This is a genomic window from uncultured Psychrosphaera sp., assembly GCF_947500655.1.
Classification (GTDB): Bacteria; Pseudomonadota; Gammaproteobacteria; order Enterobacterales; family Alteromonadaceae; genus Psychrosphaera.
On sequence record NZ_CANMSK010000013.1, the window covers coordinates 92,364 to 115,762 of the forward strand.

A 23,399-nucleotide genomic window follows, 5' to 3' on the forward strand; every position below is an offset into this window, starting at 1 on the left:
AGCTGAACAGTTAAAACTGCTCAGCTATGATTTAATGTTTACAAACTTAATTATGCAGTTTTAGCTTTTAGGATTTTAATCCCCATGTATGCAAACGCAATGGCCATTATTGGGTTAATTAAGTTAAAGAATGCATACTGCCAATAATCTAATGGGCTAACCAATAAAACACCAGCCATATAAGCACCACAAGTATTCCAAGGTATTAATGCACTCGTTATCGTGCCACCATCTTCTAGCGCTCTAGACAAGTTTACGTTATCTAAACCACGGCGTTCATATTCTTCTTTATACATACGTCCCGGCATAACAATAGACATGTATTGATCGGCTGTGATTAAGTTAGTACCAAACGCAGTGAATATAGTCGAAGTGATGAGTGATCCCGTAGATTTGGCTTTTTTCAAAATACCTTGTACAAAAACAGCAAGCAAACCTACTTTTTCCATTACAGCACCAAACATTAATGCTGTCATAATTAGCCACGTAGTATTCAACATGCTAGACATACCACCGCCACTTAGCAGGTCGTCCATCACATCATCACCTGTTGTTATAGAGAAGCCATCAAACATGGCAGTCCAAATAACGGATACTTGATCAATAACCATATTGCTATCAGCAACTTTAGTTAATAACTCTTGTTGGAAGATAAATCCCCAAACAGCACCAATAAGCGCGCCAATAAAAATAGATGGAAATGCAGGTAATTTTTTTAATGCCATCACGACAAGAAACACAAGAGGTATTAAATTGAATAATGAAACATGGTAATTCGCCGAGATAATATTTTGCACACTATCTATCGATACATTTGCGCCAACTCGCTCTTCAGTGAAACCTAAAATAGTAAATAATACTAAAGCGATAGTAAATGATGGTACCGTGGTCCACATCATGTGACGGATATGACTAAATAAATCACTACCTGCAACAGCTGGCGCTAAGTTAGTTGTTTCCGACAACGGACTTATTTTATCACCAAAATATGCCCCCGAGATCACAGCACCAGCTGCAATAGCAGGGTCTGCACCAATTCCACTAGCAATCCCCATCAAGGCAACACCAATTGTTGCAGCGGTCGTCCAAGAACTCCCTATACTCATGGCAACAATTGCACTTAATAAACAAGCTGCAACGTAAAACCAGTCAGGATTAAGGATTTGTAATCCATAATAGATTAACGTTGGTACCGTACCAGACAATAACCAAGTGCCGATTAAGGAGCCAACAGCTAGCAAGATAAAGATAGCGCCCATAGAAACCGATATACCATGGATCATGGCATCTTCTATTTGCTTCCAGTTTAAGCCGTTTTTTAAACCGATAATACTGGCAACACCAGCTGACATTATCAATATAATTTGGTTTGGACCAAAAGAGCTAGCATCTCCATAAATAAAAACAGATACCGCTAATAAAGCAACCAAAAATAGCACCGGAATAAGTGCATCAATAAAACTTGGAGATTTAACTGATTTCAAAACTTAAGTCCTTATAGACATTAAATATGTGTGTAACTGACTTCGCTATTTATCACACATTAAATTTCAATTTACTACTATCGAAGTAAAAAATGAGTTCAAACACATTAAAAATAAGAGGAATTGCTTAACGATGAAAGTTTTAGCTTTAACAACCACTGATATTTAATTATTTGCTTTAATACCAAAAAAGCAGCCTCTAAGGCTGCTCTTTATTTAGACACTCTATTTAATTTGCTACTTTAGCAAACTGACCAGCAGAAATTAAATCAGTTATAATTTGCGCTGCTTCTTCCAAGAACGGGTCTAATTCTTCTAACTCTTTAGGTGTATCATCTTCTAAAGACTTTACGTTCTCTAAACCTAATCGTGTTAAACGCTCATTTAATCGAGCTAGATTCTTAATCTTATCCTTTTCTTTTTCAGCTAAACGCTCTTTCTCGTTAAGTGAAATAAAATCACGGTCTTTATCTTTTTTATATTCAGCAATATCACTCTCTAAATATAAAAATTCAGGTTCAGACTTAATTCGTAAGTTATGTTTTTTTGTTAACGCATTAACCTGTGAGCTTATTGTAGGTGTTGGTGAATACCGTGCCGAACGAATATTATCCCAAGGCAATGCGTTATCCATTTGGCTTTCGCCCCACTCTGGAGAATCAATTGCAGATGGAAATAAAATATCAGGAACTACACCTTTATGCTGAGTACTGCCACCATTAATACGATAAAATTTAGCAATTGTGTATTTAACAGAACCTAATTTTTTATCAAAACGGTCATACAGTCTTTCTAATGGTTTAAATTGTTGAACGGTGCCTTTACCAAACGTTTGTTCACCGACAATTAACGCTCTGCCGTAATCTTGTAAAGCGGCTGCAAATATTTCTGATGCCGATGCACTGTAACGGTCAACTAACACTGTTAGTGGGCCATCGTAATAAGTTACGCCATCGTAATCGCCTCTAATATCAATATTACCAACACTGTTTCTGATCTGAACAACAGGGCCTTTATCAATAAATAATCCGGTAACTAAAGATGCTTCAATTAATGAACCACCACCGTTACCACGTAAATCGACAACCACACCGTTTACATTTTGATCTTTAAGTTTTTTTATTTCGGCTTTTATATCACTAGAAACATCATTATAAAAACTAGGTACCGTTATAACACCTATCTTACTATCTAATGTCGTTGTTACAGGTTCAAATACATGGGAGTCTACAGACTGGTCTTCTAAATAAACCTTATCTCTAATAATCACAACTTCTTTGGAAGCTGCACCTATATTGTCTCCACGTAACACTTGTAAACGAACTTCAGTGCCTTTTTTGCCTTTAATAAGTTCAACTACTTCATCTAAGCGCCAGCCGATAATATCAACAAAATCATCTTCACCTTGAGCAACGCCGATAATTTTATCTTCCGCTTTTAACTTTTCAGTTTTATCTGCTGGGCCACCAGGTACTAGACTACGAATAACAGTATATTCATCAACCGGTTGTAATACAGCACCAATACCTTCCAACTCTAGATTCATATCAATATTGAAACGTTCTGAGTTACGCGGCGATAAATAAGAGGTATGAGCTTCTATGCTACTTGCAAATGCATTCATTACTAACTGAAATGCATCTTCACTTTGCGTTTGAGACAAACGACGTTTCGCATTGGTATAACGTTTAGTTAACGTTTCTTTTATTTGCGGGATATCTTTACCCGTTAACTTCAAGTTTAACGCATCATATTTTGTTTTTTGACGCCAAAATTCGTTTTGCTCAGCTAACGTATTAGGCCACTCAACATCTTCACGATCATAATAAAAAACATCGTCTTTATTAAAGTCCATTTTTCCATCAAGTAACTTAATACTGAAGTCATAACGTTCCATACGTCTTTTGATTGATTCTTGATAAAGATCAAAAGCAAACTGTAATTCACCTGACTTTATTGCATCATCAAATTTATCTTCGTATTTGGCAAACTGTTCTAAATCTTTTCGCAAGAAGATACTCTTGTTGTAATCCAAGTTTTCAATAAACTTTTTATACACTTTTGCAGATAGTTCATCATCTAGCTTTGTTTTTTTATAGTGATACCTTAAAAACCAAGAAGAAATCCTTTTTGATGCAGCAACATGCTGAGGCTCTTCAACTAATTTTGGGGTTTCAAATGTTTCATTTTCAATAGATGCACTTACTGTAAATGATACACATAACGATACTAATAAAGATAATGTAAAAACACGCTTAACTATCTGCATATGGACTCCTATGCTTGGAAAATATTTTCCTTACTTACTTTCATCACCATACCTGAAGCTAATTGAACTGACACTTCATTTTTTGAAGTCTCAACAATTGTTGCAGCTATTGGTGAAGCGCCTAACTTAACTTGAACCTTTTTACCGTCGGTAAAGTCATCATTGGCTACAAGTTCTTTTTGAGGCTCAGCAACAGGTTTAGTTCCCTGACTATCTGATTTTGGCTTTCTTTTTGGAGGATTAGCCACATTTTTAGCTGGTTTTTTATACGGCTTTTTGTCTTTGCCAGCATTTGCTTTTTTCTTTTCTTGGAATTTAGCTTTGCTTTCAGCTAACTGTGTTTGAGCATGTTGTACATGTTCTTCAGTCAACGGTTCCGCATCATTACCTTCCAAATCAACACGCTGCCCACCTTTTACAACGGCCTCTAAATAGCGCCAGCTATTGGTATAACGGCGAAGAGCATGTCTAATCTGTGTTTTTGAAACTGGATCTTCTTCACCAATTTGTCCAGCGATATCATTAAAGATACCCACTTTCAATGGTTTAGCTTCACCTTTTAAACTAAAGCTCTTTGGAAACTTAATAGTTAAAAATTCAATTACTTTATTTAAATCTGTTTTTTCTTGATTTTGCATCAATCGTACTCTATTTCATCTAGCTTCTGGCGAACAAACGTATCTAACCAGCTTTCCAGCTCATCATATTCCGCTTCAATAACAAACTCTTGTCCTGCTACAGCAGCCCATAATTCATCAAATAATTTTTCCGCAGATTCAGTCGAGACATCTTCTGGGAACATGTTGTAGGCCTGATGGATCATTGAATTAATCCTATCAGTTACCTCTTCTTCCTGCCCATCCCAATCACCAACTATCTCAGAGCTAATTATATAATCGTGGATGTTTATAAAATCTTTCATTTTCAGTTATTTCTTTGGCCAAATGGTTTCAATAAAACTAACCATAGTTTCGACACCATTTAAATCATCTTGATCAAAACGTCCTACACTTGGACTATCAATATCCAATACCGCCACTACTACATCATTAATAATGATAGGGACGACAACTTCAGAATTACTTGCTGCATCACATGCAATATGTCCATCAAATGAGTGTACATCTTCAATTAATTGAGATGTTTTATCAGAAACAGCTGTACCACAGACACCTCTTCCAACAGGGATTCGAACGCATGCAGCTTTGCCTTGAAATGGACCTAATACAAGTTCTTGTTCGTTACCCTGAACATTATTTTGCATTAAATAAAAACCAGCCCAATTTATATCGGCTAATCTATCAAATAATACAGCACTTATGTTAGCTAAGTTTGCGATTAAGCTTGGTTCGCCATCACAAAGAGCTCTCACTTGCATATTTATTTCACGATATAATTCTACTTTAGCCAAAATACACCTTTATTTAATTGGTCATTTCTAAACATAACGCCGTAACTTACCTTGATCCGCCCCAAATTTAAAGGCTTGCACCTTAATTAATAGCAATAGACTTGTTTAAATGGGTAAAAAAACATCTATATTGAAAAATATAACAAAAACAACGATGAATTTAGATTTTTAAAAGCAATTTTAACACCAGATTAACTATCCGTGTATTCATCACTTTATTCATCTTGAGCCATTAACATCTCAAAATCAGCAATCATGTCATCAATTTTTTCCAGTAAAAATATTTGCTGTTTATTTGTTATAGATTTTATTATGTACCTTAGCTCAGAAATACGTAATTGTGATATTTCCTCGTTAACTTTTTGTTGTTCTATGCTGCGGTGGCTTGATAAATCAGTAAACAAAGAATATATAGTTAATTTGTCAATTTCAGGTTGATGAAATAGCGCTTTTGAAAATAGCTCAAGCCAACGTTTTCGCCCTTCAATTCTTAATACCAATATATCTGGGCGTGTTCGTTCCATGGCTTGGAGCGTTACTTTTTGTTCTGCCGTTAAATCACCAACAAAATTTTCAATTCGCTCTTCGGCTTCTTCAAACTTTTCATCCCAAGTTTGATCTTGATCTTCTAACCATTGTTTATTTTTTTCTTGCTGGATCTCTTCTATATTGTTTACTAGCTCTTGTTTTTGTTGATGAGATAAAGATGGTAATAATGCAATAATTTCTGGTGTTACTTTTACCGCAGAACGTTTCCATAGCACCTTTGCTTTTTGATACAAAGGTTCAAAGGCAACATCATCTTTATTCACAACAATTGTCCGTAGTTCTTTTAATAAAGAAGTGTAATACGGTAGCTCTTTTTGCCTATGCCATTTCAATAACTCATAAATTTTAATTTCTAATATATTTTCTTGTGAGTCATTAAGTTCTACATAATCGTCAACAGCCCAAAAAATCAGCCAATCTGCATAATTATAAATTAACTTAGTACTGCAACTTGTGATGCTAAAAGTAAGTAATATTAATGTCAGTAACTTAACTATTTTTTTACTTTGGTTATTTACTATATTCATATTTTTACTCATATTAAGTGCTATGTATCAGCAAATTTTTTCAGGTTATTAACTAGATTTATATTGTTATAGATCAATAGCCTATTTATCTATATTTAGAGCATAATGTTTATAGCTCAAGTTTTATATGCGCTTCATATTAAAAAATTTAGGATATTCACTGTTATGAAAAAAATTGGAATTCTCACATCAGGTGGTGACGCCCCCGGCATGAATGCCGCCATTCATTCTATTGTAACCACAGCCAGTGTTCATAATATAGAGTGTATCGGTTTTGAAAGAGGCTATAACGGCTTAATCGATAATGCCACAGTCTTACTCCCTTTAGCAAAAGTTAAACATATTTCTCAGCTTGGCGGAACCATTTTAAAAAGTGCTCGTTGCCCTAAAATGCTAGATGATAAATATCGTCAACAAGCTATCAAGAGTTTAAAGTCGAATTCCCTTGATGGACTTATTGTTATTGGTGGTGATGGGAGTTTTAGAGGTGCGCACTTACTTAGTCAGTTAACCGATATTCCTATTATTGGTGTTCCAGGTACGATTGATAACGATATAGATGGTTCCGATTTTACAATTGGTTTTGACACCGCTGCAAATACCGCACTAGACGCTATTGATAAAATACGAGATACAGCCGATGCATTTGAACGCATATTTATCGTGGAAGTTATGGGCAGACACAGCGGTCAATTAGCTGTAAATATTGGAGTTGCAGCAGAGGCCGAACACATACTCAGCCCTGAAATGAACATTGAGCCACATCAAATTGTGCAAAACGTTACCGCACATATTAATGCTTACTTAAAAGTAAACGGTCATGCCAGTTATATTATTGTTGCAGCAGAAAAAATTTATCCCGACGGTGCCGCAGCACTGGCTGAGATGTTAACCAAACAAATAGGTATAGATTGCAGAGCCTGTGTTTTAGGTCATTTACAAAGAGGTGGAATGGCAAGTTGCGCAGATAGAACTCTAGCAACCAAATTAGGTGCTTTTGCGGTTGATAGTTTAGTGAGCGGTGCTAAAAATGTTATGTCCGGTGAAGTGAATAACAAATTAGTGTTAACCAAATTAGCTGATACAGGATTGGGTAAAAAGAAAATTGATCCGTATTTACTCGACCTTTATAAGAATAAACTGAGTTTATAAGCTAGCTGTTTTGCTCCTATAAATCAGGTGTTAGTCAGCTAGATAATCCAACCGGTTAATTCCGTTGGGCTAATTGTATTTAGAAAACAAACTACTTTTTTCTAAAAAACAATCTATATCAAAGTAATGCAGCTCTTACTTTATCTCTGTAACTGCGACTAACTCTTATTTCGTGTTTATTAGTTAATTGGATAACATATTCACCGCTAGTTAAGGTTAATACCTTTGATACTTCGGTAGAGTTCACGATAACGGAACGATGTACACGAATAAATCTGGCAGGGTCAAGTTCTTGCTCTAGCTGCTTCATGGTTTTACGTAAAATATGAGTTTCACCATCTGAACAATGAACACACATATAATCGCCCGCGGCATCAACCCAAACAACTTCTTTAACTGGAATACGAGTGGTTTCACCAACATCTTTAACCGCAACGTAATTACTATATTCCTTAACGGCTTTAAATTCACCATCAGCCAAATTCTGTAAAATAGTTTCACTGTCAGAGCCAATTAGCTGTGCCACCATATTAACTAATTTGGTTTGACTATCCGTTTGACTATCTGAATTTATTTGGTTCTTAACTTTAGTTATACAATCTTGTAAACGCCCACTATCAACCGGTTTTAATAAATAATCTAACGCATGAACTTCAAATGCTTTTAGTGCATATTGATCATAGGCGGTGACAAATACAACAATTGGCCAGTCTTCTGCGTCTATATTGTTATGCAACTGTTTCATCACATCAAAACCTGTCATTCCAGGCATTTGAATATCCAAGAAAACGAGTTTAGGTTTTTCTGCTTTAATAGTTTCCAGCGCAGAAGCTCCGTTAGGGCATTGAGCTATAATTTCAATATCATCAAATTCGGCCAATCTAATAGCCAAGCCTTTTCGTGCTAAAGGCTCATCATCAACTATGATGGTTTTGATTTTATTGTCTGCATTGTTTTCAATCATTCTGATTATTCCGACTCAAACTCTAAAGGAATTCTAATATTTACTTTCAAGCCATTTGGCTCATTAGTGGACAATGAAAATGAATAATCGTCATATAAAGTCTGTAATCTATCTTTTATATTCGCTATACCGACTCCCTCACCTTTACTGGTTGAGGATGTGCTCGCCATTAATCCAGGTCCATCATCACTTACTTCAAGCAATAAGTCATTACCAAATGTCTTAGCAACAATAGTAATTGTACCGCCATCGCTTTGAGCCGCAATACCATATTTGATCGCATTCTCAATTAACGGTTGCAATAACAAGCTAGGTACTAGCGCATTACTTGCCGATTCACTAATCGACCAAGTCACTACTAAGCTTTCTTCAAATCGTATTTTTTCAATTTCCAAATACAAGGTTAATGCTTTAACCTCTTGTTTAAGCTGTACTTTTTTAATTGGATCTGTGTGTAAAGAATAACGTAGGAAGTCACTTAATTTTGCGACCATGCCATTGGCTATCTTATTTTCGTTGCACAAAATCAATGTGGAAATAGCATTTAACGTGTTAAACAAAAAATGAGGATTAAGTTGATAACGCAGCATTTTCAATTGAGCTTCATTGGCCATATTTGACGCTTTTAATGCTTTTTGCCTTTCTTTTTGCAGCATTTGGTAATACTTAATGCCAAAGTACAACCCACTCCAACATAAAATGATATAAAACCCACCTAATGAATTTCTAAAATACCAATACCAAGCGTCAGGTCGGTAACCAAATTTATAAAACTCCCAATAAGTGAAGTTCTGCATCACAACCCAAATAAGGCCAACAACATAAGAGGCTGATAAGATAACCGTGATTAAGAACCAAGGAGATCGCTCCCATATACGCTGATAAAGATAACGTAGAGGTATGGTAAGTAACGCGCCAAACCATGCATTTGAAATAATAATAAACACATAGATATCACGCATATCATTCATGAATGAGCCAATGTAATGCACTAAGGCAAAACCGAACCAACCAGAGAAATGTAGTATCCAAAAAAAACGTTTTCGGTCTTCAATCAATTTTTGAAATTTCAAATTACAACCTACTTAGAAAAAGGTAATTGGTATTACTAGGTACTTTATTAATTTGATTATAAATCAAAAAAAAAACGGCACATCTCCGCCTGACTTGGCAGATGTGCCGTTTATCGTGTTATAAATTTTTTTAGCTTAAAAACTACTGATTTAGCTATTAATAACGGATATTTAGCTTTTTATAAACAAAACATAAGATCCAAGCTGGACCGATTAACAGAAATTGTAGATCTTTTATAAATGACGGTTTTTTACCTTCAACATGATGACCCACAAACTGCAAAATCCAGGCGATGACAAAGACCAACACGGACATCACTAATACAGACATAGTGTCAGCCATTGTTAATTGCCACCATTGTAAAAATGCAACAACTAACGCTGAAAACAACGTCATACCGAGACCAACGGTAAATGATAAAGAAAAATAAAAAAACATAGCCGGAATAGCAATGACCGTAGACCAATTAATCCACATTGGAATATCGGCAATAGGAAATGGAATTGACCATAACAAACCAAATACGGTCATATAAATTGTAGGGACACATAAATAATGTATTATCTTATTAGTTTTGTTTTTATGACTTACGCCATACTCTTCTAACCACTGAGTAATTGATTTCATAACCACTTCCAATTTTTATAGATTTTATTTTATAGAATTATGTAGCACATAGCGTTTTACACTAACACCTACCTAGATACAACTAACAGTTGTTCAATAACATAGACTAAAGATCAACACCATCCAAAACAGGCGTTGGTTTTCTCTCTTCATCTAATGCGACAAATTTAAATGAACCAGAAATTGCTTTGTGTTTATCATCTTTGTGCATGCCTTCAACAAAAACATTCACATCTACAACTAAGCTGGTACGCCCTAATGTACTAACGTTAGCAACTAATTCAACAATAGAACCAGCTGGAATTGGTTCTTTAAAATCAACTCTATCTGACGATATTGTAACTAGAGACTTACGACAAAATCGAGTAGCACAAACAAAGGCAACTTCATCCATCCATGCTAAGGCTTCACCACCGAATAAGGTATTATGATGATTTGTTCTGCCAGGGAAAACCGTTTTTGTGGTATAAGTAGTAGCGTAGTTTATGCGAGCTTGGACTTTTTCAGAGTGTTCCATTCATCTTCTTATTTAATTAATACAGTTGAAAAGCATTATAAGCGCACATACTACTAAGGTGTAATTTAAATTTAACTCATTTCTAATTAAAGCAGAGATCAATGGCTTCCATCAAATATAAAGTATCGATAGAAAACCCACTTAAACATCAATTCCGTATACAAATATCCTTTGTGCCGAATACTGATAAGTTGATGCATATTTCGTTACCCAACTGGATCCCGGGCAGTTACATGATCCGTGACTTTGCTAAGCATGTTTTAGAATTAAAAGCACATGATGCATCTGGCGAACTAGCTATTGAGACCATCAGCAAAAATCGTTTTGCCATTAGCCATAATCAGCAAGAAGTAACCGTAACTTATCTATATTACGCCTTTGATATGAGTGTACGAAAAGCTTACCTAGACCAAGAGTTTGGTTTTATAAACCCAGCAAGTGCCCTATTTTGTGTTGACGAACTTAAAGAGCAAACGTGTTTGGTGGAATTAGAAAAATCAAGCAATCCAATTATTGCTAAATGGCAACCAGCATCAGGGTTAACTGGCGTTGAACATAACGATAGTTTTGCCTGGGGACATTACAGCGCAAAAAACTATTTAGAATTTACTGACTACCCTATTTTGTTTGGTGAATTAGATATTGCTGAGTTCGAAGTAGCTAATACGCCGCACTTTTTAGTTACTGTCGGCCAACATTTTGGCGACTTACAACGTGCAGCCAAAGACTTAAAACCATTATGCCAATATCATATAGATATGTTTGGTGGACTGCCTAAGGGTGTCGACAAGTATTTATTCTTAACTATGGTAACAGACAGTGGCTTTGGTGGTTTAGAACACCTTAATTCAACCGCATTGGTATGTAGTCGTTTTGACATTGTTAAACAAGAGCAAGAAATTGACGATAATTACATTACTTTTTTAAGCTTGTGTAGCCACGAATACTTGCATACTTGGAACGTAAAACGCCTTAAACCAAAAGAGTTTATTCCGTACCAATTAGAGCAAGAAGTGTATACCAAACAACTTTGGTTTTATGAAGGCATGACATCTTACTTTGATGACTTAAGTTTGCTTGAAACCAACACAATTACTCAACAAAAGTATTTAGAGATATTGGCTAAAACCTTTACTCGTATAGAGAAAGGTCAAGGCCAATTACGTCAATCAGTTACTGAAAGTAGCTTACATACTTGGACTAAGTTTTATCAACAAGATGAAGCAGCTCCAGATCAAATTGTTAGTTATTACCAAAAAGGCGCCGCTATTGCCTGTTTAATGGACTTGATCATTAAACAAGAAAGCCAAGGAAAAATCGCATTAAAAAACTTAATGCAAAAAGCTTGGGACTTATATGGCAAAGAACAAATTGGTACAACTCAAGAACAGCTTGAAGATTTGTTTAAATCCTTTATTGGTATTCAAAACCATGATTTATTAGATGATGTTTTATACAACACCAACAAAATTGATTTAACAGCGGCCTTTACACGTTCTGGCATAGAATTAAGTTATCAATCACAGCAAAACGCGACACATGCTCAAGGCATTGTAGAAAACTCAACAAACAATTGGTTAGGTTGTGTGGTTGCTCTTAATAACGGTAACTTAGTGGTTAAGCAAGTGCTAGAGAACAGTCCTGCAGAACAAGCAGGCATAGCGGTTAATGATCATTTAATTGCGATAGATAACTTTAGGTTAAACAACTTAAATATCGAAAAAGTATTAAGTACGGTCAGTAGTAAAACTACAACGGTGCATTACTTTAGAAAAGATAAGCTGTATCAAGCACCTTTAACGGTCGAGGAATCACCAGAGTTTGTAGCTAGCTTAACAATTAAAGATGCAGAAAAAGCTAAGCTTTGGTTAGGCTAAACCAATTAGATTTAACTTGAAGATTAAAAACCAACTAACATAACGAAAAAAAGCGAACTTAAGTTCGCTTTTTGTTTATTTGCCATTCAACATTTATGGTAATAAAAGTTGCGGGTCGAGTCTGCGATTAAACCAGTTTAAACGCCAGTCTAAATGAGGCCCAGTTACGCGGCCTGTAGCGCCAATCTCAGCAATTAATTGACCTTGCTCTAGCACATCACCAGCTTTAACATGCAATGCACTTAAATGTATGTAAGTTGTGGTTATTCCCATACCGTGATCAATAATCAAAGTACCACCTGAATAATATAAGTCAGGCTCTGCCAACATCACTTTACCTGACCAAGGTGCAATAACCTTAGTGCCTGTTTTAGCAGCGATATCCAGACCAAAATGTGGGCGTTTTGGAACGCCATTAAATACACGCTGACTACCATAAACACCGCTTGTACGGCCTTGGGCCGGTTTAGTTACGCTATTAGTAAAGTCAGTTCTAAATGATAAACCAGCCCTAGCTTGTTTAACTATCGCAGAATCATTACGAATACGTTTTAATACGCTCTCAGGAGGTGAAACGTACTTACTCGCAACTCCATTTACTTTATCGACTTTATATTCACGCTGAACAATATCTAAATTTAACTGCTCTTGTGTGCCATCTTTATAACTTATTTTAAACACAGACTGAGCTTTTGCATCACGGCCAAAGCCAAAAGCAAACAATTTAGTGTTTGGATGAATTGGTACTTTAACGTCATCTATTGAAGCTTTTTCAATTGGCTTAGTGGCATTACCTACAATAAGGCCACCTTGAATAAAGTCACCCGATAAAGTTACATTTTGACTTTGTGCATTTACTGCAAAGATAAATAACAAACTCATAATAAAAACAGCTCTACTGATAAGAGTTTTATTCCGCATAAGCAATGGCTCCTTTGGCAACACCTTCATAAGCAATGACTTTATAAGTGTTATCTGGATATTGGGCCTTCATTCTATCGGCTATATATTGAGCAATCAACTCTACAGTTGTATCTACAGGCATGATATATACATCGTCTTGTTCCAAGGCTATTTCAAACTTACCTTGTGACGATTCATATTTAAATGCAACTTGTGAATCACTGCATTGGATAAACTCTAAATTTGCATTATTTACTTTGTCTTCAATTGTCGCCACGTAAATATCAGCCCATTCACGAGAGAAGGCTTTTTCTAACTTAGGGCTTTTCATGCCATTTTCAAAAATTTGAATTCGAGAGCGATGACCATGAGCAATGCGTTGACAATTACCGTCATGTTTTTTAAGGCCATGAGTATAGTGGTAATGAAAACCGCTAATGTCTTCTGGGCGTAAGGACAGTTCTACTTTTTTTACGTTATCTGGCAGTTGAGGTTTAATAACCGATGCTAAATGCAAAATAACATCATTCATCGATACCGTATCGGCATCAATAAAGCAAAATGCATCGTCAGGGCTAGAAATAGCGATTTGCTTGCCCTGCTGGTCTTCAAAGTTAATTTTTATGTAGTTGCTGTTTTCAACATGCGTGATGCTACAACCAGCATATTCAGATGGAACAACTAGCTTATGATCAACGGTATCGTCGATAATACGTTTTACTTGTTTTTTAACCTTTCCAAAATCCAACACCATGTTTTGCTCATCTAGCTCACCATGTAATGTCAAATCCACAATCCAACTTTCACCCACCATGCCTCTTTGAAGGCACAAATAAGAAAAATCGATCACGGTTAGGTCATTAACAAATAATTGCATTTTACACTCTCAACAAAATAATTGGCTGTATTATACGAGCTTACAACACTTCTCGCATTAATTGTTTTAATCTGCTAGTTACTTTATGTTAAATTAATTTAAAAATGATTAATAATTAATCGTTAAATTGAGTATTTTATGGCAATGAAGAAAATAGTCAGTCGTTCGTCTTTAATAGAGTTAGCACCATACGAATTTGGATTATCAGCTGCAGATATTAAATTTCGCAGAAAAAATGAATTTATTAGCGGAGCTATTGGTGAATTGCCATTTACTGAAGTTTGGCCTGAGCTGTGGTTAATTGATGATGCACACTTTGATCAAGCCCAGCAAATATGCCAACGTATCGAACAAGAAGTAAATCAACAGCAAGTTGATTGGTCATGTGTTGGATGTGAAGAAGAAAATGCCAATAGCTTTGAGTTTTGTTGGTCTTGTGGTGAATTACGCAGAGTTTAACCACTTTATTCAAATTAAATATAAAAAACTATTTACTTATCACTTTGATTTATATATAGTCGCGACTGTTATATATTCTTATCTTGTCTATCTAACAAATTACCTCTTGGTAATTTAGTTATGTCTTTCCCTTTCACAGTCAGTCATCACTCAAAACATTAAGCTTAGTTGTTGTTAAGTATTCGAATTGCAGATCTGTATATCTTATTTAAGATATTAATTTGGTTCAGAATAGTCAGTTATAAATGAAAAAAAATCTCGATTAAACAATAGTAAAGCTTTTCTAAAACAAGCGTATATGAAGTACGCAATTTTAAGAGAGTATTATTATGTCTTATACATATAATGGTGCGGAGTATTCAGTTACATCACCCGTACAATCTATATCTGTTAATAAACAAAATATTGTTATTACAGATAAAACTGGTTCACAATTATTTAAATTCACCAATACGCGTGACTCTAAATCATTTTTAGCTTGGGTTTACCAAGCTTAGAAATAAGTGACCTAGAGATCCTGAACTCAAATTATTGATTTCAGGATCTATTAAACCTTTCTCATACCACGCTTTTCAAAACCTCAAATCAACACACTTTAAAAATGTTAACTAAACTTGTGTTAGTCATGTTTATTTAGTTTCACTTCTATTGCAGTAACATCCCACAGTATCAGCAACAATTGCAGCGCCAGGCATTTTATTAGTCTTATTCAATATAAATGACTCAACAATACCACGGCCAACAGAGCAAGAATATCCGGCTGAATATGGCCCAAAGTATATTAGCTTTCCTGAGTCGCCAAATACGGCAATTGCGGGGGTTGAAGGTATTATTGGAAGAATGTTATTTTCAGCTTCAAAGCTCACAGAATCCACGTCTATAACCTTATTAGCGTAACCTTGTTGTTTGGCTAACACTTGCACTGAGTCGATATGTTCTTTTGCTATCGAGTTACAAGCGCACCCTTTCTCATTAAAATGAAAAACCGTATTATTAATACGGTTAAATTGGGTTTTCATTTGTTTCGCAAAAACAACATCAAATTCGGTGTTTGCGGTTTGACTTAATAGTTTACTGCCGGGGTCAAAGGCTTTCACCGATGACACCGACAAATAAACTAACCCAGCTAACATGCTGATAAACCATAAAAACACAACTACATAGATTAAGTTACTCTTTATTCTCATAAAATGGTGATCATACGATGAATTTTTCAAGCTCATCGTTTAGTCCATCAATTTGCTGTTTAAGTTGACTAATATCTACTTGAACTTTTGCCATGCCTTCACTCTGTTCTGTTGAAGTTGAATGTAACCCTTGCGTTGAACTGGATATATCATTTGACACAATTGCTTGTTCTTCAGCTGAGGTCGCTACTGAATTAATGTTATCAGCAACGGTATCTATTTGTTCAATTACTGACGCCATTACTTTTGACATATCATCAGACGCATGAACAGCAACATCAACTTTTTCAATACACGAAGCCATTTGCGTTACTGATAAATTAGCATCCTCAGTTAATGAATTAACCACTTCACGAATACTTTCCGCATTTTCACGAGTTTTAGTCGCGAGTTGACGAACTTCATCCGCCACAACGGCAAAGCCTCGACCATGCTCACCAGCACGTGCTGATTCAATTGCAGCATTTAGAGCTAATAAGTTAGTTTGATCTGATATAGAAGTAATTGAGCTCATTACATCTGCGATTTGATCACATTTGGCAGATAAATTTTCTATTGTTGTAGCAGTCGAAGAAATATCATTTTTAAGCAAAGTAATATTTTTATTGGAGTCTACAATAATCCCACTCACTTCAGTGGTATTCTCTTTCGCCAGTTTGGCACTATTACTTACTTCAACAGTACGACTTGCCACGTCATTATTTGTAACTGTCATTTCCTCTATTGCCGTTGCAATCAAATCAACTTGCTCTGCTACATGCTCAGTTGACTCAGACATAGTAACCGCGGTGTCGGCAACGCTTGAAGATGTATCATAAGCTCGTTTAGCTATCGTTTTTGCATGCTCTATTAAGGTTTTAAAAGAGGTCAATAAACGGTTAAATTCAGTAAGTTCCATACTCACTTTATCTTGGTTCAAAGATACTGATAAATTAAATACCCCTTCCTTATCAAACACTTCACCTACAGTATTACAAATATTTAACCCTGTTAATGCTTCTTTATGACTGTCATTAGCTATGTACATTAAAGCTGCACCTTCCATCACAGCAAATAACGCATGTATTACTAAAATATAAAAGTAAACATTGTCTTGTTCAAAAATGTAAAAAGGCATACTTTGGCTTTGTAGAATAAAAAACAAAACATGATGTACAGCAACAACTAGAACACTGGTTAGAATGACCTTCCAATCTCTATAAAATATTAATAATGCTAATAAAGAAAAGATTTCAAAATGGATTTCAGCAAGGCCGCCAGCTTGATGTATATGAACAGCCGTTATTAATTGAATTGCAATCGCGACAGTATGACGAGTAATTGCGGCAAAAGGTTTAGTCGCAATAAGAAATAGTGGCAACGCTGTTATCAAGCCACTGAGTAAAAGCGGTGCGTATCCCGTTTGAGCAAAGTACGCAATAATAAAGCCAAATAAAAACTGGCCTGTTAATACCCAGAAGAATAGCTTATTCGCTTTTTCAATCCAAGGATAGTTGTTCATAGAAGCTCCATAAAAATTCAAGATGTTAATAATTTAAGTGAAATAATTTATACACTAATAAAGACTTATATTAGGTATGAGTATTGGATCCTTCCATAGGTTATTAGTACAGGTAACCATAGTTAGTAATAACGACCGGTAACCGCATAGAGTATGCTTACAATAATGTGCAACACTATCGGCCTCAAAACGAAGAACTGTTGTTTTAATTTACCATGTACCTGTATTAGGCATAGACAGCCATGGTTCTTGTGGTATTAAATCTTCATTTTTTTGTAGCAATTCAATTGAAATGCCATCTGGTGATTTGATAAATGCCATATGACCACAACGAGGTGGACGATTAATAACAACACCGACATCCATCAACTTCTGACAAGTTTGGTAAATATCATCTACTGCAAATGCTAAATGGCCAAAATTTTTACCACCAGCATATTCCTCTTTATCCCAATTATAAGTTAGTTCAATAGTTGGAGTTTTACTAACTTTAGCTTTATCTAATTGATCTGGTGCTGCTAAGAACACTAAGGTGAATCGGCCTTTTTCATGTTCACGTCTGTCAACTTCAATAAGACCTAAATGATCACAATAGAAAGTTAACGACTCATCTAAATCGCGGACCCTAATCATACTATGAAGATATTGCATAAAAATGACACTTTTAGTTATAAAAAAAACGGTATCTATTACCGTTTTTTTAAGTTTAATTAATAAACGAGTGGGGATTAAACGCTGACTCGTTTGTATGGGCGATATTCTGGTAACCAGAACCCCTTCTCTATTCTTGCTGTTAATTCTTCATCACTGATTGTTAAAGCATGCCCTTGCTCCATTGCTATTTTAGCAACATTGAAAGCGATGGTTTTACTTAACTCAGGTAAGTCTTTTAAGTTTGGTAATAAGTTACCGTCACCTGTATTTACCACAGGTGATGAATCAGCCAAAGTCACACTGGTTGCCATTAACATTTCATCACTAATGATCTTAGCTTTAACCGCCAACACGCCTAAACCTATACCAGGGAAAATATACGCATTGTTACATTGCGCTATATGGTACGACTCTCCTTTGTATTGAACTGGATCAAATGGGCTACCTGATGCACAAATAACATCACCATCGGTCCATTCGATTATCTGTTCAGGGCGAGCTTCAATTTGTTTAATTGGATTACTCAGTGGGAATATAATCGGTGTTTTATTGCCTTTATGCATGGCTTTAATGGCTTCTTCTGTGAACAAACCAGGTACACCAGATACACCAATTAAAATCCCAGGTTTAGCATTAAGCATCACTTCTACTAGACTTGCGTATTCATCTTCAATTGACCAATCAGCCAAATTAGTTGGGTCTTGTACTAGTGCTTCCTGGAATTCACGTAAGCCTGTCATACCTTCTGTTAACAAACCAAAACGGTCCATCATAAATACTTGTGCGCGAGCTTGTTTGTCCGTTAAACCTTCACTTATCATTTGTAAAATTATTTGTTCTGCAATACCACAACCTGCTGAGCCAGAGCCCACAAACACAACATTTTGATCAGAAAGTTTCTCGCCTTTTTTACGGCAAGCAGCTAATAAAGTACCAACCGCAACGGCTGCTGTACCTTGGATATCATCGTTAAAGCAGCATATTTCATTTCTGTAACGTTTTAATAAAGGCATTGCATTTGGCTGAGCAAAATCCTCAAATTGGATCATCACACCAGGCCAACGCTTTTGTGCAGCAACAATAAACTGATCTACAAATACATCGTAGGCACTTTGGCTAATTCGTTTATGTCTCTCCCCCATATACATAGGGTCATTCAATAATTTCTCGTTATTGGTACCAACGTCTAAGGTGATTGGCAATGTATAAGCTGGGCTAATTCCACCACAAGCGGTATACAAAGATAACTTACCAATTGGAATTCCCATTCCGCCCATACCTTGGTCGCCAAGACCTAATATACGTTCGCCATCGGTCACTACGATCACTTTTACATTACGTTTTGTTGCATTACGTAATATGTCATCCATTTGGTCACGTTCCGTATATGAAACAAATAAGCCACGGTTACTACGATATATATCAGAAAAACGTTCACAGGCTTCGCCAACGGTAGGCGTGTAGATGATCGGCATCATTTCTTCAATATGACGATTTAACAGTTTAAAGAATAAAGTTTCGTTACTGTCTTGAATATTACGTAAATAAATATGCTTATTAATGGCTTCTTTAAAGCTGGAATACTGTAAATATGCTCGTTCTACTTGTTCTTCAATCGACTCATAACGCGGAGGCAGCAGCCCCATTAAATTAAAATTAGTGCGCTCTATTTTAGAAAACGCTGTACCTTTGTTTAATAGCGGTGTTTCGATTAATGCAGGCCCTGCATGATGAATATAAAGTGGGCTTTTCGGTACAAGTTCAGACATGGCAATTCCGTTGATAAACATAAAGTAATTAATAACCTGCATTTTACGGAACAAAATGCAAAATGTGAAAGCATCAATTCGATTTTGACTAATATAACAAACTGGTAATACCTGATGGAATAGGGTTTCCCCTCAATTTGTACTAAAAAACACTGCTTTTTAAAAATCTCAATAAACCATTAAAACTATATTACTCCAATAATAATAGAAGATATTCGCGTAAACAGTTGACAGTCAAGCCGTAGGAAATTAAATTGCGCCTTTATTCTATTTATTGATACTGAGAATTTCATGTTAGCCAAAAGAATCATCCCATGTTTAGACGTCCGAGACGGAAAAGTTGTAAAGGGTGTTCAGTTTAGAAATCATGAAATTATTGGTGACATAGTGCCACTAGCAAAACGTTATGCTGAAGAAGGTGCTGACGAATTAGTCTTTTATGATATTACCGCTTCAAGCGACGACCGCGTTGTAGACAAATCTTGGGTAACTAAGATTGCCCAAGTAATAGATATCCCCTTTTGTGTCGCAGGTGGAATTAAAACCGTAGAGCAAGCTGGTGAAATTTTGGCAATGGGTGCTGATAAAATATCAATCAACTCACCAGCTCTGTCTAATCCATCTTTAATTACTGAATTACATGACACCTACGGTCAACAGTGTATTGTTATTGGTATCGACTCATTCTTTAATAAAGACACAGGCGATTACGAAGTTTACCAATTTACTGGTGATGAAACTCGTACCCAAAAAACCAGCTGGAAAACCATAGACTGGGTAAAACATGTGCAACAGCTAGGTGCTGGTGAAATTGTTTTAAACTGCATGAATCAAGACGGTGTAAGAAGCGGTTACGATATCAAACAGCTTGCTGAAATTAGACAAGCCTGTAATTTACCATTAATTGCCTCTGGTGGCGCAGGTGAAATATCTCATTTTGAAGATGTATTTAAACAAGCAAAAGTAGACGGTGCATTGGCAGCGAGTGTCTTCCATAAGCAAATTATCAATATCCAAGAGCTTAAAAAGACATTATTGGAAAACGGAATTCCGATGAGAGGCTAAGAGCTGTAAGGCTGTAAGGCTGTAAGGCTGTAAGTAAAAAAACTTGAATTGGGTTGATACTCTTTTCAAGTTTTTTTGTGTCTACTTTTACCCTTCCAACTTTATATCTCTAAAACACTAATACGCGTCAGTATTAAACTAAAGCAGTTTACATATTAAGGGTATTGCTCGGTAACATTAAGTACCACGGGATTTTTTTGAGTCTCAATACTAATTGGTCCTGCCGTTGCAAACCAATCTCCCGTTTGTGGTGATGCTTGTCCAGACTTTGAAACTAGTACAATTAGCTCTAATTTTTTCGCACTTGTAATGTCTATCTCCGAAGCCATTGCATTACTTGAATCTAAACTGATCTGACTTGGCAGCTCATTTACCGTGAAGCGTTTTATCGCTAATGGTATTTTTGCACCTTGCCAAGCTCTAACATATACAAATACAGTTTCGTGACCTGTTAACTCGGATTCAATCGAACTTATGTCTAATTGCACATCAATACTTGCGAACACAGGTTTAGAGTTTACTTTAGGAATAAATTCAACCTCGGCTTTAACACTAGCTTCAATGGAGTTAGTATCGCCACTTATTCTTTCTACTAACATTCCATCAGCGGTATTTACTTTAACAAGAACCATTAAAATACAAATGATGTACGCTATTCTTTTACTCATACTTTTTCCTTAATTATATCGATCGAATTAAAGTCAGTTAATAAGAGCGTGACTGACTCTTAACGTTAAATTGACAGTTTAATCAACTTTCCGCTGTCAGTTAACAAATAAATATTACCTTCACTATCCAGTTCAATATCTCTAAAGCGTTCACCTAGGCTTTTTAAATAACGGCTTTGGCTCACTACTTTAACTGGTGTTTCACCGCTTGTATCTCCAGTGTTTGCTAACTCCACCAAACGTAACTCTTGATATTTTAGTGTGGTATTTAGTAAGTGGCCGTTTAATTGAGGAAATGCTTTTCCGTAATAAACCACCATTGACGATGGTGCGATAGACGGCGTCCAATCGACTAAAGGCTGCTGCATGCCTTCTCTTGCAGAATCCTCACTAATGATCTCGCCTGAGTAATCTACGCCATAGGTAATTTCTGGCCAGCCATAGTTAAGGCTGGGCTTAATGATATTAACTTCATCACCGCCTTTAGGGCCATGTTCATTAGAGAATAAGATGTTTCGTTTAACGTCAAAGCTTAAGCCTTGAGGGTTACGATGACCGTAAGAGTATATTTCTGAATTGCGGTTGGCTTTTTTTACAAATGGATTGTCTGCTGGAATACTTCCATCATCATTTAGTCTTATCAACTTACCTAAATCACTGGTTAAGTCTTGCGCATGATCTTTATAAGAATAGCCATCCCCTACGCCAAAGACCAGAGTATTATCTGGTAAAAATTCAATTCTACCAGCAAAGTGGTATCCACCAGCTTTCATAAATCGTGGAGAAAACAATACTTCAACTTGACTTAAAGTATTATCAATAAGCTTGGCTCTGGCTAAATGAGTGCCATTTTTATTCTTTTTTTGAGGCTCGGAGCTAACTGCAGAATATGTGAAATATAACCATTTGTTTTTCGCAAAATTAGGATGTGCTTTTACATCTAACAAACCACCTTGACCTATGTATAAAACCTTAGGTAAACCAACTATTTTGGCTGACAAAGACTTGCCATTCCAACGCCTTAATTGACCGTTACGCTCAGTTATGATGAGGTCGCCATTAGGTAATGTAGTCATCCCCCAAGGCTGGGTAAGGCCAGAAACAAAAGTGGTGGTGTTAAAACTAAACTCAGTTGCCGCATTTATATTAAACGTGAAAAAAACAACTAACAATAAATAGCGATTCATAGTTACATCCTACTTGGCTAATTTAACTCTAAAATAATCAGTGTTAGCATTAAAATAAGACCTTAGTGGCATCTAGCAATATATACCTAGGCTATCTAACTGATATTGAGCGTAAAACCAACATCCATTCTGCTTATTTATAAGTATCAATAAAGGCGTATTTAATACCTTTGGCTTCTACTTCCGCTTTTATCAAGTCAGAATACTCTTTCTTACCAGCATAAATTAAAAGTACATTATCAATCTTAACGCTCAAATCCTTCATAGCACCTCTAATATGCGCATTAGGTAATGCAGGATTAGAACTAGTAACCAATAAATTACCGCCACCCGTGTTATTAAGCTGCTCAATACTATTTCTCAACTGCTTAGCCGCACCACCGCCATCAACAGCAATTGAAGCTGCATCCGCTATAGCTCCGCGACTAGGGATGCTTAAAGTACGTAAATTAGTATACTCAGTAATCTCCATAGCTTCCTGCATAACTTGTCTCATATCAACAGTCTGAGTTGATACACAAGCCGAAATGACACTGATACATGCCAATATAGTAATGATTCTTTTCATGTTATTTCCTTGTAGTAAGCCGTAAACCGTAAACCGTAAGCCGTAAGCCGTAAGCCGTAAGCCGTAAGCCGTAAGCCGTAAGCCGTAAGCCGTAAGCCGTAAGCCGTAAG

At 36.1% G+C, this 23,399-nt stretch carries 24 protein-coding genes; 5 read left to right on the forward strand and 19 right to left on the reverse strand.

Annotation, left to right across the window (positions count from 1 at the left end; translation table 11 throughout):
- Positions 1–50 precede the first annotated feature (50 nt).
- From nhaC to Q0940_RS11815, 6 genes are all read right to left on the reverse strand, one after another.
- A complete protein-coding gene (gene nhaC / locus Q0940_RS11790; RefSeq protein WP_299268733.1) occupies positions 51–1,484 on the reverse strand; it encodes a Na+/H+ antiporter NhaC in 1,434 nt (477 codons plus the stop codon).
- Between the two features lie 229 nt (positions 1,485–1,713).
- On the reverse strand, positions 1,714–3,753 hold the full coding sequence (gene prc, locus Q0940_RS11795) for a carboxy terminal-processing peptidase (RefSeq protein WP_299268735.1): 2,040 nt from the start codon (positions 3,751–3,753) through the stop codon (positions 1,714–1,716).
- An 8-nt stretch (positions 3,754–3,761) separates the two neighbouring features.
- Positions 3,762–4,391, reverse strand: coding sequence for an RNA chaperone ProQ (proQ, locus tag Q0940_RS11800; protein WP_299268737.1), 630 nt, complete (start codon positions 4,389–4,391; stop codon positions 3,762–3,764).
- Positions 4,391–4,576 (reverse strand): hypothetical protein, encoded by a 186-nt coding sequence (locus Q0940_RS11805; RefSeq protein WP_299268739.1) that lies wholly within the window; start codon positions 4,574–4,576, stop codon positions 4,391–4,393. Before Q0940_RS11805 ends, proQ begins: the two co-directional genes overlap by 1 nt.
- A gap of 105 nt (positions 4,577–4,681) precedes the next feature.
- Positions 4,682–5,131 carry a GAF domain-containing protein gene (locus Q0940_RS11810; protein WP_299268783.1) on the reverse strand — a complete coding sequence of 150 codons (450 nt, stop codon included), beginning with the start codon at positions 5,129–5,131 and terminating at the stop codon, positions 4,682–4,684.
- A gap of 248 nt (positions 5,132–5,379) precedes the next feature.
- Positions 5,380–6,240, reverse strand: coding sequence for a DUF6279 family lipoprotein (locus tag Q0940_RS11815; RefSeq protein WP_299268741.1), 861 nt, complete (start codon positions 6,238–6,240; stop codon positions 5,380–5,382).
- A gap of 165 nt (positions 6,241–6,405) precedes the next feature.
- Between Q0940_RS11815 and Q0940_RS11820 the strand changes: the two genes are divergently transcribed.
- The gene (locus Q0940_RS11820; protein WP_299268743.1) at positions 6,406–7,392 is read left to right on the forward strand and encodes an ATP-dependent 6-phosphofructokinase; all 987 of its coding nucleotides are present in this window, start codon (positions 6,406–6,408) and stop codon (positions 7,390–7,392) included.
- A 118-nt stretch (positions 7,393–7,510) separates the two neighbouring features.
- On the opposite strand, the gene Q0940_RS11825 is transcribed toward Q0940_RS11820, so the two are convergent.
- From Q0940_RS11825 to Q0940_RS11840, 4 genes are all read right to left on the reverse strand, one after another.
- Positions 7,511–8,356, reverse strand: a complete 846-nt coding sequence (locus Q0940_RS11825; RefSeq protein WP_299268745.1) for a LytTR family DNA-binding domain-containing protein — start codon at positions 8,354–8,356, stop codon at positions 7,511–7,513.
- A gap of 5 nt (positions 8,357–8,361) precedes the next feature.
- Positions 8,362–9,429, reverse strand: a complete 1,068-nt coding sequence (locus tag Q0940_RS11830) for a histidine kinase (RefSeq protein ID WP_299268747.1) — start codon at positions 9,427–9,429, stop codon at positions 8,362–8,364.
- Positions 9,430–9,586: 157 nt separating this feature from the next.
- Positions 9,587–10,057, reverse strand: a complete 471-nt coding sequence (locus Q0940_RS11835) for an Mpo1-like protein (RefSeq protein WP_299268749.1) — start codon at positions 10,055–10,057, stop codon at positions 9,587–9,589.
- 106 nt (positions 10,058–10,163) lie between these two features.
- On the reverse strand, positions 10,164–10,574 hold the full coding sequence (locus Q0940_RS11840; protein WP_299268751.1) for an acyl-CoA thioesterase: 411 nt from the start codon (positions 10,572–10,574) through the stop codon (positions 10,164–10,166).
- Between the two features lie 101 nt (positions 10,575–10,675).
- Between Q0940_RS11840 and Q0940_RS11845 the strand changes: the two genes are divergently transcribed.
- Positions 10,676–12,451, forward strand: a complete 1,776-nt coding sequence (locus Q0940_RS11845) for a PDZ domain-containing protein (protein ID WP_299268752.1) — start codon at positions 10,676–10,678, stop codon at positions 12,449–12,451.
- Positions 12,452–12,544: 93 nt separating this feature from the next.
- Here Q0940_RS11845 and Q0940_RS11850 read toward each other — a convergent pair whose 3' ends face one another.
- Complete coding sequence (locus tag Q0940_RS11850; RefSeq protein WP_299268754.1) at positions 12,545–13,372, reverse strand: M23 family metallopeptidase; 828 nt, start codon at positions 13,370–13,372, stop codon at positions 12,545–12,547.
- On the reverse strand, positions 13,362–14,231 hold the full coding sequence (locus tag Q0940_RS11855; RefSeq protein WP_299268756.1) for a 6-carboxytetrahydropterin synthase: 870 nt from the start codon (positions 14,229–14,231) through the stop codon (positions 13,362–13,364). The genes Q0940_RS11850 and Q0940_RS11855 overlap by 11 nt, the downstream gene beginning before the upstream one ends.
- 138 nt (positions 14,232–14,369) lie before the next feature.
- On the opposite strand from Q0940_RS11855, the gene Q0940_RS11860 reads away from it, so the two are divergent.
- Together Q0940_RS11860 and Q0940_RS11865 are read left to right on the forward strand one after the other, a co-directional pair.
- Entirely contained in the window at positions 14,370–14,690 is a 321-nt protein-coding gene (locus tag Q0940_RS11860; RefSeq protein ID WP_299268758.1) for a DUF2007 domain-containing protein, read from the forward strand.
- Positions 14,691–15,019: 329 nt separating this feature from the next.
- Positions 15,020–15,187, forward strand: coding sequence for a hypothetical protein (locus Q0940_RS11865; protein ID WP_181135921.1), 168 nt, complete (start codon positions 15,020–15,022; stop codon positions 15,185–15,187).
- 132 nt (positions 15,188–15,319) lie between these two features.
- Here Q0940_RS11865 and Q0940_RS11870 read toward each other — a convergent pair whose 3' ends face one another.
- The 4 genes from Q0940_RS11870 to Q0940_RS11885 all read right to left on the reverse strand — a co-directional run bounded on the left by Q0940_RS11870 (position 15,320) and on the right by Q0940_RS11885 (position 19,801).
- Positions 15,320–15,913 carry a DUF6436 domain-containing protein gene (locus Q0940_RS11870; protein WP_299268765.1) on the reverse strand — a complete coding sequence of 198 codons (594 nt, stop codon included), beginning with the start codon at positions 15,911–15,913 and terminating at the stop codon, positions 15,320–15,322.
- A complete protein-coding gene (locus tag Q0940_RS11875) occupies positions 15,888–17,378 on the reverse strand; it encodes a methyl-accepting chemotaxis protein (RefSeq protein WP_299268767.1) in 1,491 nt (496 codons plus the stop codon). Before Q0940_RS11875 ends, Q0940_RS11870 begins: the two co-directional genes overlap by 26 nt.
- A 210-nt stretch (positions 17,379–17,588) precedes the next feature.
- The gene (locus tag Q0940_RS11880; RefSeq protein WP_299268769.1) at positions 17,589–18,029 is read right to left on the reverse strand and encodes a VOC family protein; all 441 of its coding nucleotides are present in this window, start codon (positions 18,027–18,029) and stop codon (positions 17,589–17,591) included.
- Positions 18,030–18,106: 77 nt separating this feature from the next.
- Positions 18,107–19,801, reverse strand: a complete 1,695-nt coding sequence (locus tag Q0940_RS11885) for an NAD-dependent malic enzyme (RefSeq protein ID WP_299268771.1) — start codon at positions 19,799–19,801, stop codon at positions 18,107–18,109.
- A gap of 291 nt (positions 19,802–20,092) precedes the next feature.
- Here Q0940_RS11885 and hisF point away from each other — a divergent pair, with 291 nt between their 5' ends.
- Positions 20,093–20,866, forward strand: coding sequence for an imidazole glycerol phosphate synthase subunit HisF (gene hisF / locus Q0940_RS11890; RefSeq protein WP_299268773.1), 774 nt, complete (start codon positions 20,093–20,095; stop codon positions 20,864–20,866).
- A gap of 155 nt (positions 20,867–21,021) precedes the next feature.
- On the opposite strand, the gene Q0940_RS11895 is transcribed toward hisF, so the two are convergent.
- The 3 genes from Q0940_RS11895 to Q0940_RS11905 all read right to left on the reverse strand — a co-directional run bounded on the left by Q0940_RS11895 (position 21,022) and on the right by Q0940_RS11905 (position 23,289).
- Positions 21,022–21,534, reverse strand: coding sequence for a hypothetical protein (locus Q0940_RS11895; protein ID WP_299268775.1), 513 nt, complete (start codon positions 21,532–21,534; stop codon positions 21,022–21,024).
- Between the two features lie 65 nt (positions 21,535–21,599).
- Entirely contained in the window at positions 21,600–22,721 is a 1,122-nt protein-coding gene (locus Q0940_RS11900) for a PQQ-dependent sugar dehydrogenase (protein WP_299268777.1), read from the reverse strand.
- Positions 22,722–22,854: 133 nt separating this feature from the next.
- A complete protein-coding gene (locus Q0940_RS11905; protein WP_299268779.1) occupies positions 22,855–23,289 on the reverse strand; it encodes a hypothetical protein in 435 nt (144 codons plus the stop codon).
- Between the last annotated feature and the right edge of the window lie 110 nt (positions 23,290–23,399).

Coding starts and splice junctions, on each gene's coding strand:
- Q0940_RS11815 (WP_299268741.1), bottom strand. CDS start 6,240: ATGAATATAGTAAATAACCAAAGTAAAAAAATAGTTAAGTTACTGACA.
- Q0940_RS11880 (WP_299268769.1), bottom strand. CDS start 18,029: ATGCAATATCTTCATAGTATGATTAGGGTCCGCGATTTAGATGAGTCG.
- prc (WP_299268735.1), bottom strand. CDS start 3,753: ATGCAGATAGTTAAGCGTGTTTTTACATTATCTTTATTAGTATCGTTA.
- Q0940_RS11860 (WP_299268758.1), top strand. CDS start 14,370: ATGGCAATGAAGAAAATAGTCAGTCGTTCGTCTTTAATAGAGTTAGCA.
- Q0940_RS11905 (WP_299268779.1), bottom strand. CDS start 23,289: ATGAAAAGAATCATTACTATATTGGCATGTATCAGTGTCATTTCGGCT.
- Q0940_RS11900 (WP_299268777.1), bottom strand. CDS start 22,721: ATGAATCGCTATTTATTGTTAGTTGTTTTTTTCACGTTTAATATAAAT.
- Q0940_RS11840 (WP_299268751.1), bottom strand. CDS start 10,574: ATGGAACACTCTGAAAAAGTCCAAGCTCGCATAAACTACGCTACTACT.
- hisF (WP_299268773.1), top strand. CDS start 20,093: ATGTTAGCCAAAAGAATCATCCCATGTTTAGACGTCCGAGACGGAAAA.
- Q0940_RS11855 (WP_299268756.1), bottom strand. CDS start 14,231: ATGCAATTATTTGTTAATGACCTAACCGTGATCGATTTTTCTTATTTG.
- Q0940_RS11825 (WP_299268745.1), bottom strand. CDS start 8,356: ATGATTGAAAACAATGCAGACAATAAAATCAAAACCATCATAGTTGAT.
- Q0940_RS11845 (WP_299268752.1), top strand. CDS start 10,676: ATGGCTTCCATCAAATATAAAGTATCGATAGAAAACCCACTTAAACAT.
- Q0940_RS11870 (WP_299268765.1), bottom strand. CDS start 15,913: ATGAGCTTGAAAAATTCATCGTATGATCACCATTTTATGAGAATAAAG.
- Q0940_RS11810 (WP_299268783.1), bottom strand. CDS start 5,131: ATGCAAGTGAGAGCTCTTTGTGATGGCGAACCAAGCTTAATCGCAAAC.
- Q0940_RS11820 (WP_299268743.1), top strand. CDS start 6,406: ATGAAAAAAATTGGAATTCTCACATCAGGTGGTGACGCCCCCGGCATG.
- Q0940_RS11835 (WP_299268749.1), bottom strand. CDS start 10,057: ATGAAATCAATTACTCAGTGGTTAGAAGAGTATGGCGTAAGTCATAAA.
- Q0940_RS11805 (WP_299268739.1), bottom strand. CDS start 4,576: ATGATCCATCAGGCCTACAACATGTTCCCAGAAGATGTCTCGACTGAA.
- Q0940_RS11875 (WP_299268767.1), bottom strand. CDS start 17,378: ATGAACAACTATCCTTGGATTGAAAAAGCGAATAAGCTATTCTTCTGG.
- Q0940_RS11885 (WP_299268771.1), bottom strand. CDS start 19,801: ATGTCTGAACTTGTACCGAAAAGCCCACTTTATATTCATCATGCAGGG.
- Q0940_RS11865 (WP_181135921.1), top strand. CDS start 15,020: ATGTCTTATACATATAATGGTGCGGAGTATTCAGTTACATCACCCGTA.
- proQ (WP_299268737.1), bottom strand. CDS start 4,391: ATGCAAAATCAAGAAAAAACAGATTTAAATAAAGTAATTGAATTTTTA.
- Q0940_RS11850 (WP_299268754.1), bottom strand. CDS start 13,372: ATGCGGAATAAAACTCTTATCAGTAGAGCTGTTTTTATTATGAGTTTG.
- Q0940_RS11895 (WP_299268775.1), bottom strand. CDS start 21,534: ATGAGTAAAAGAATAGCGTACATCATTTGTATTTTAATGGTTCTTGTT.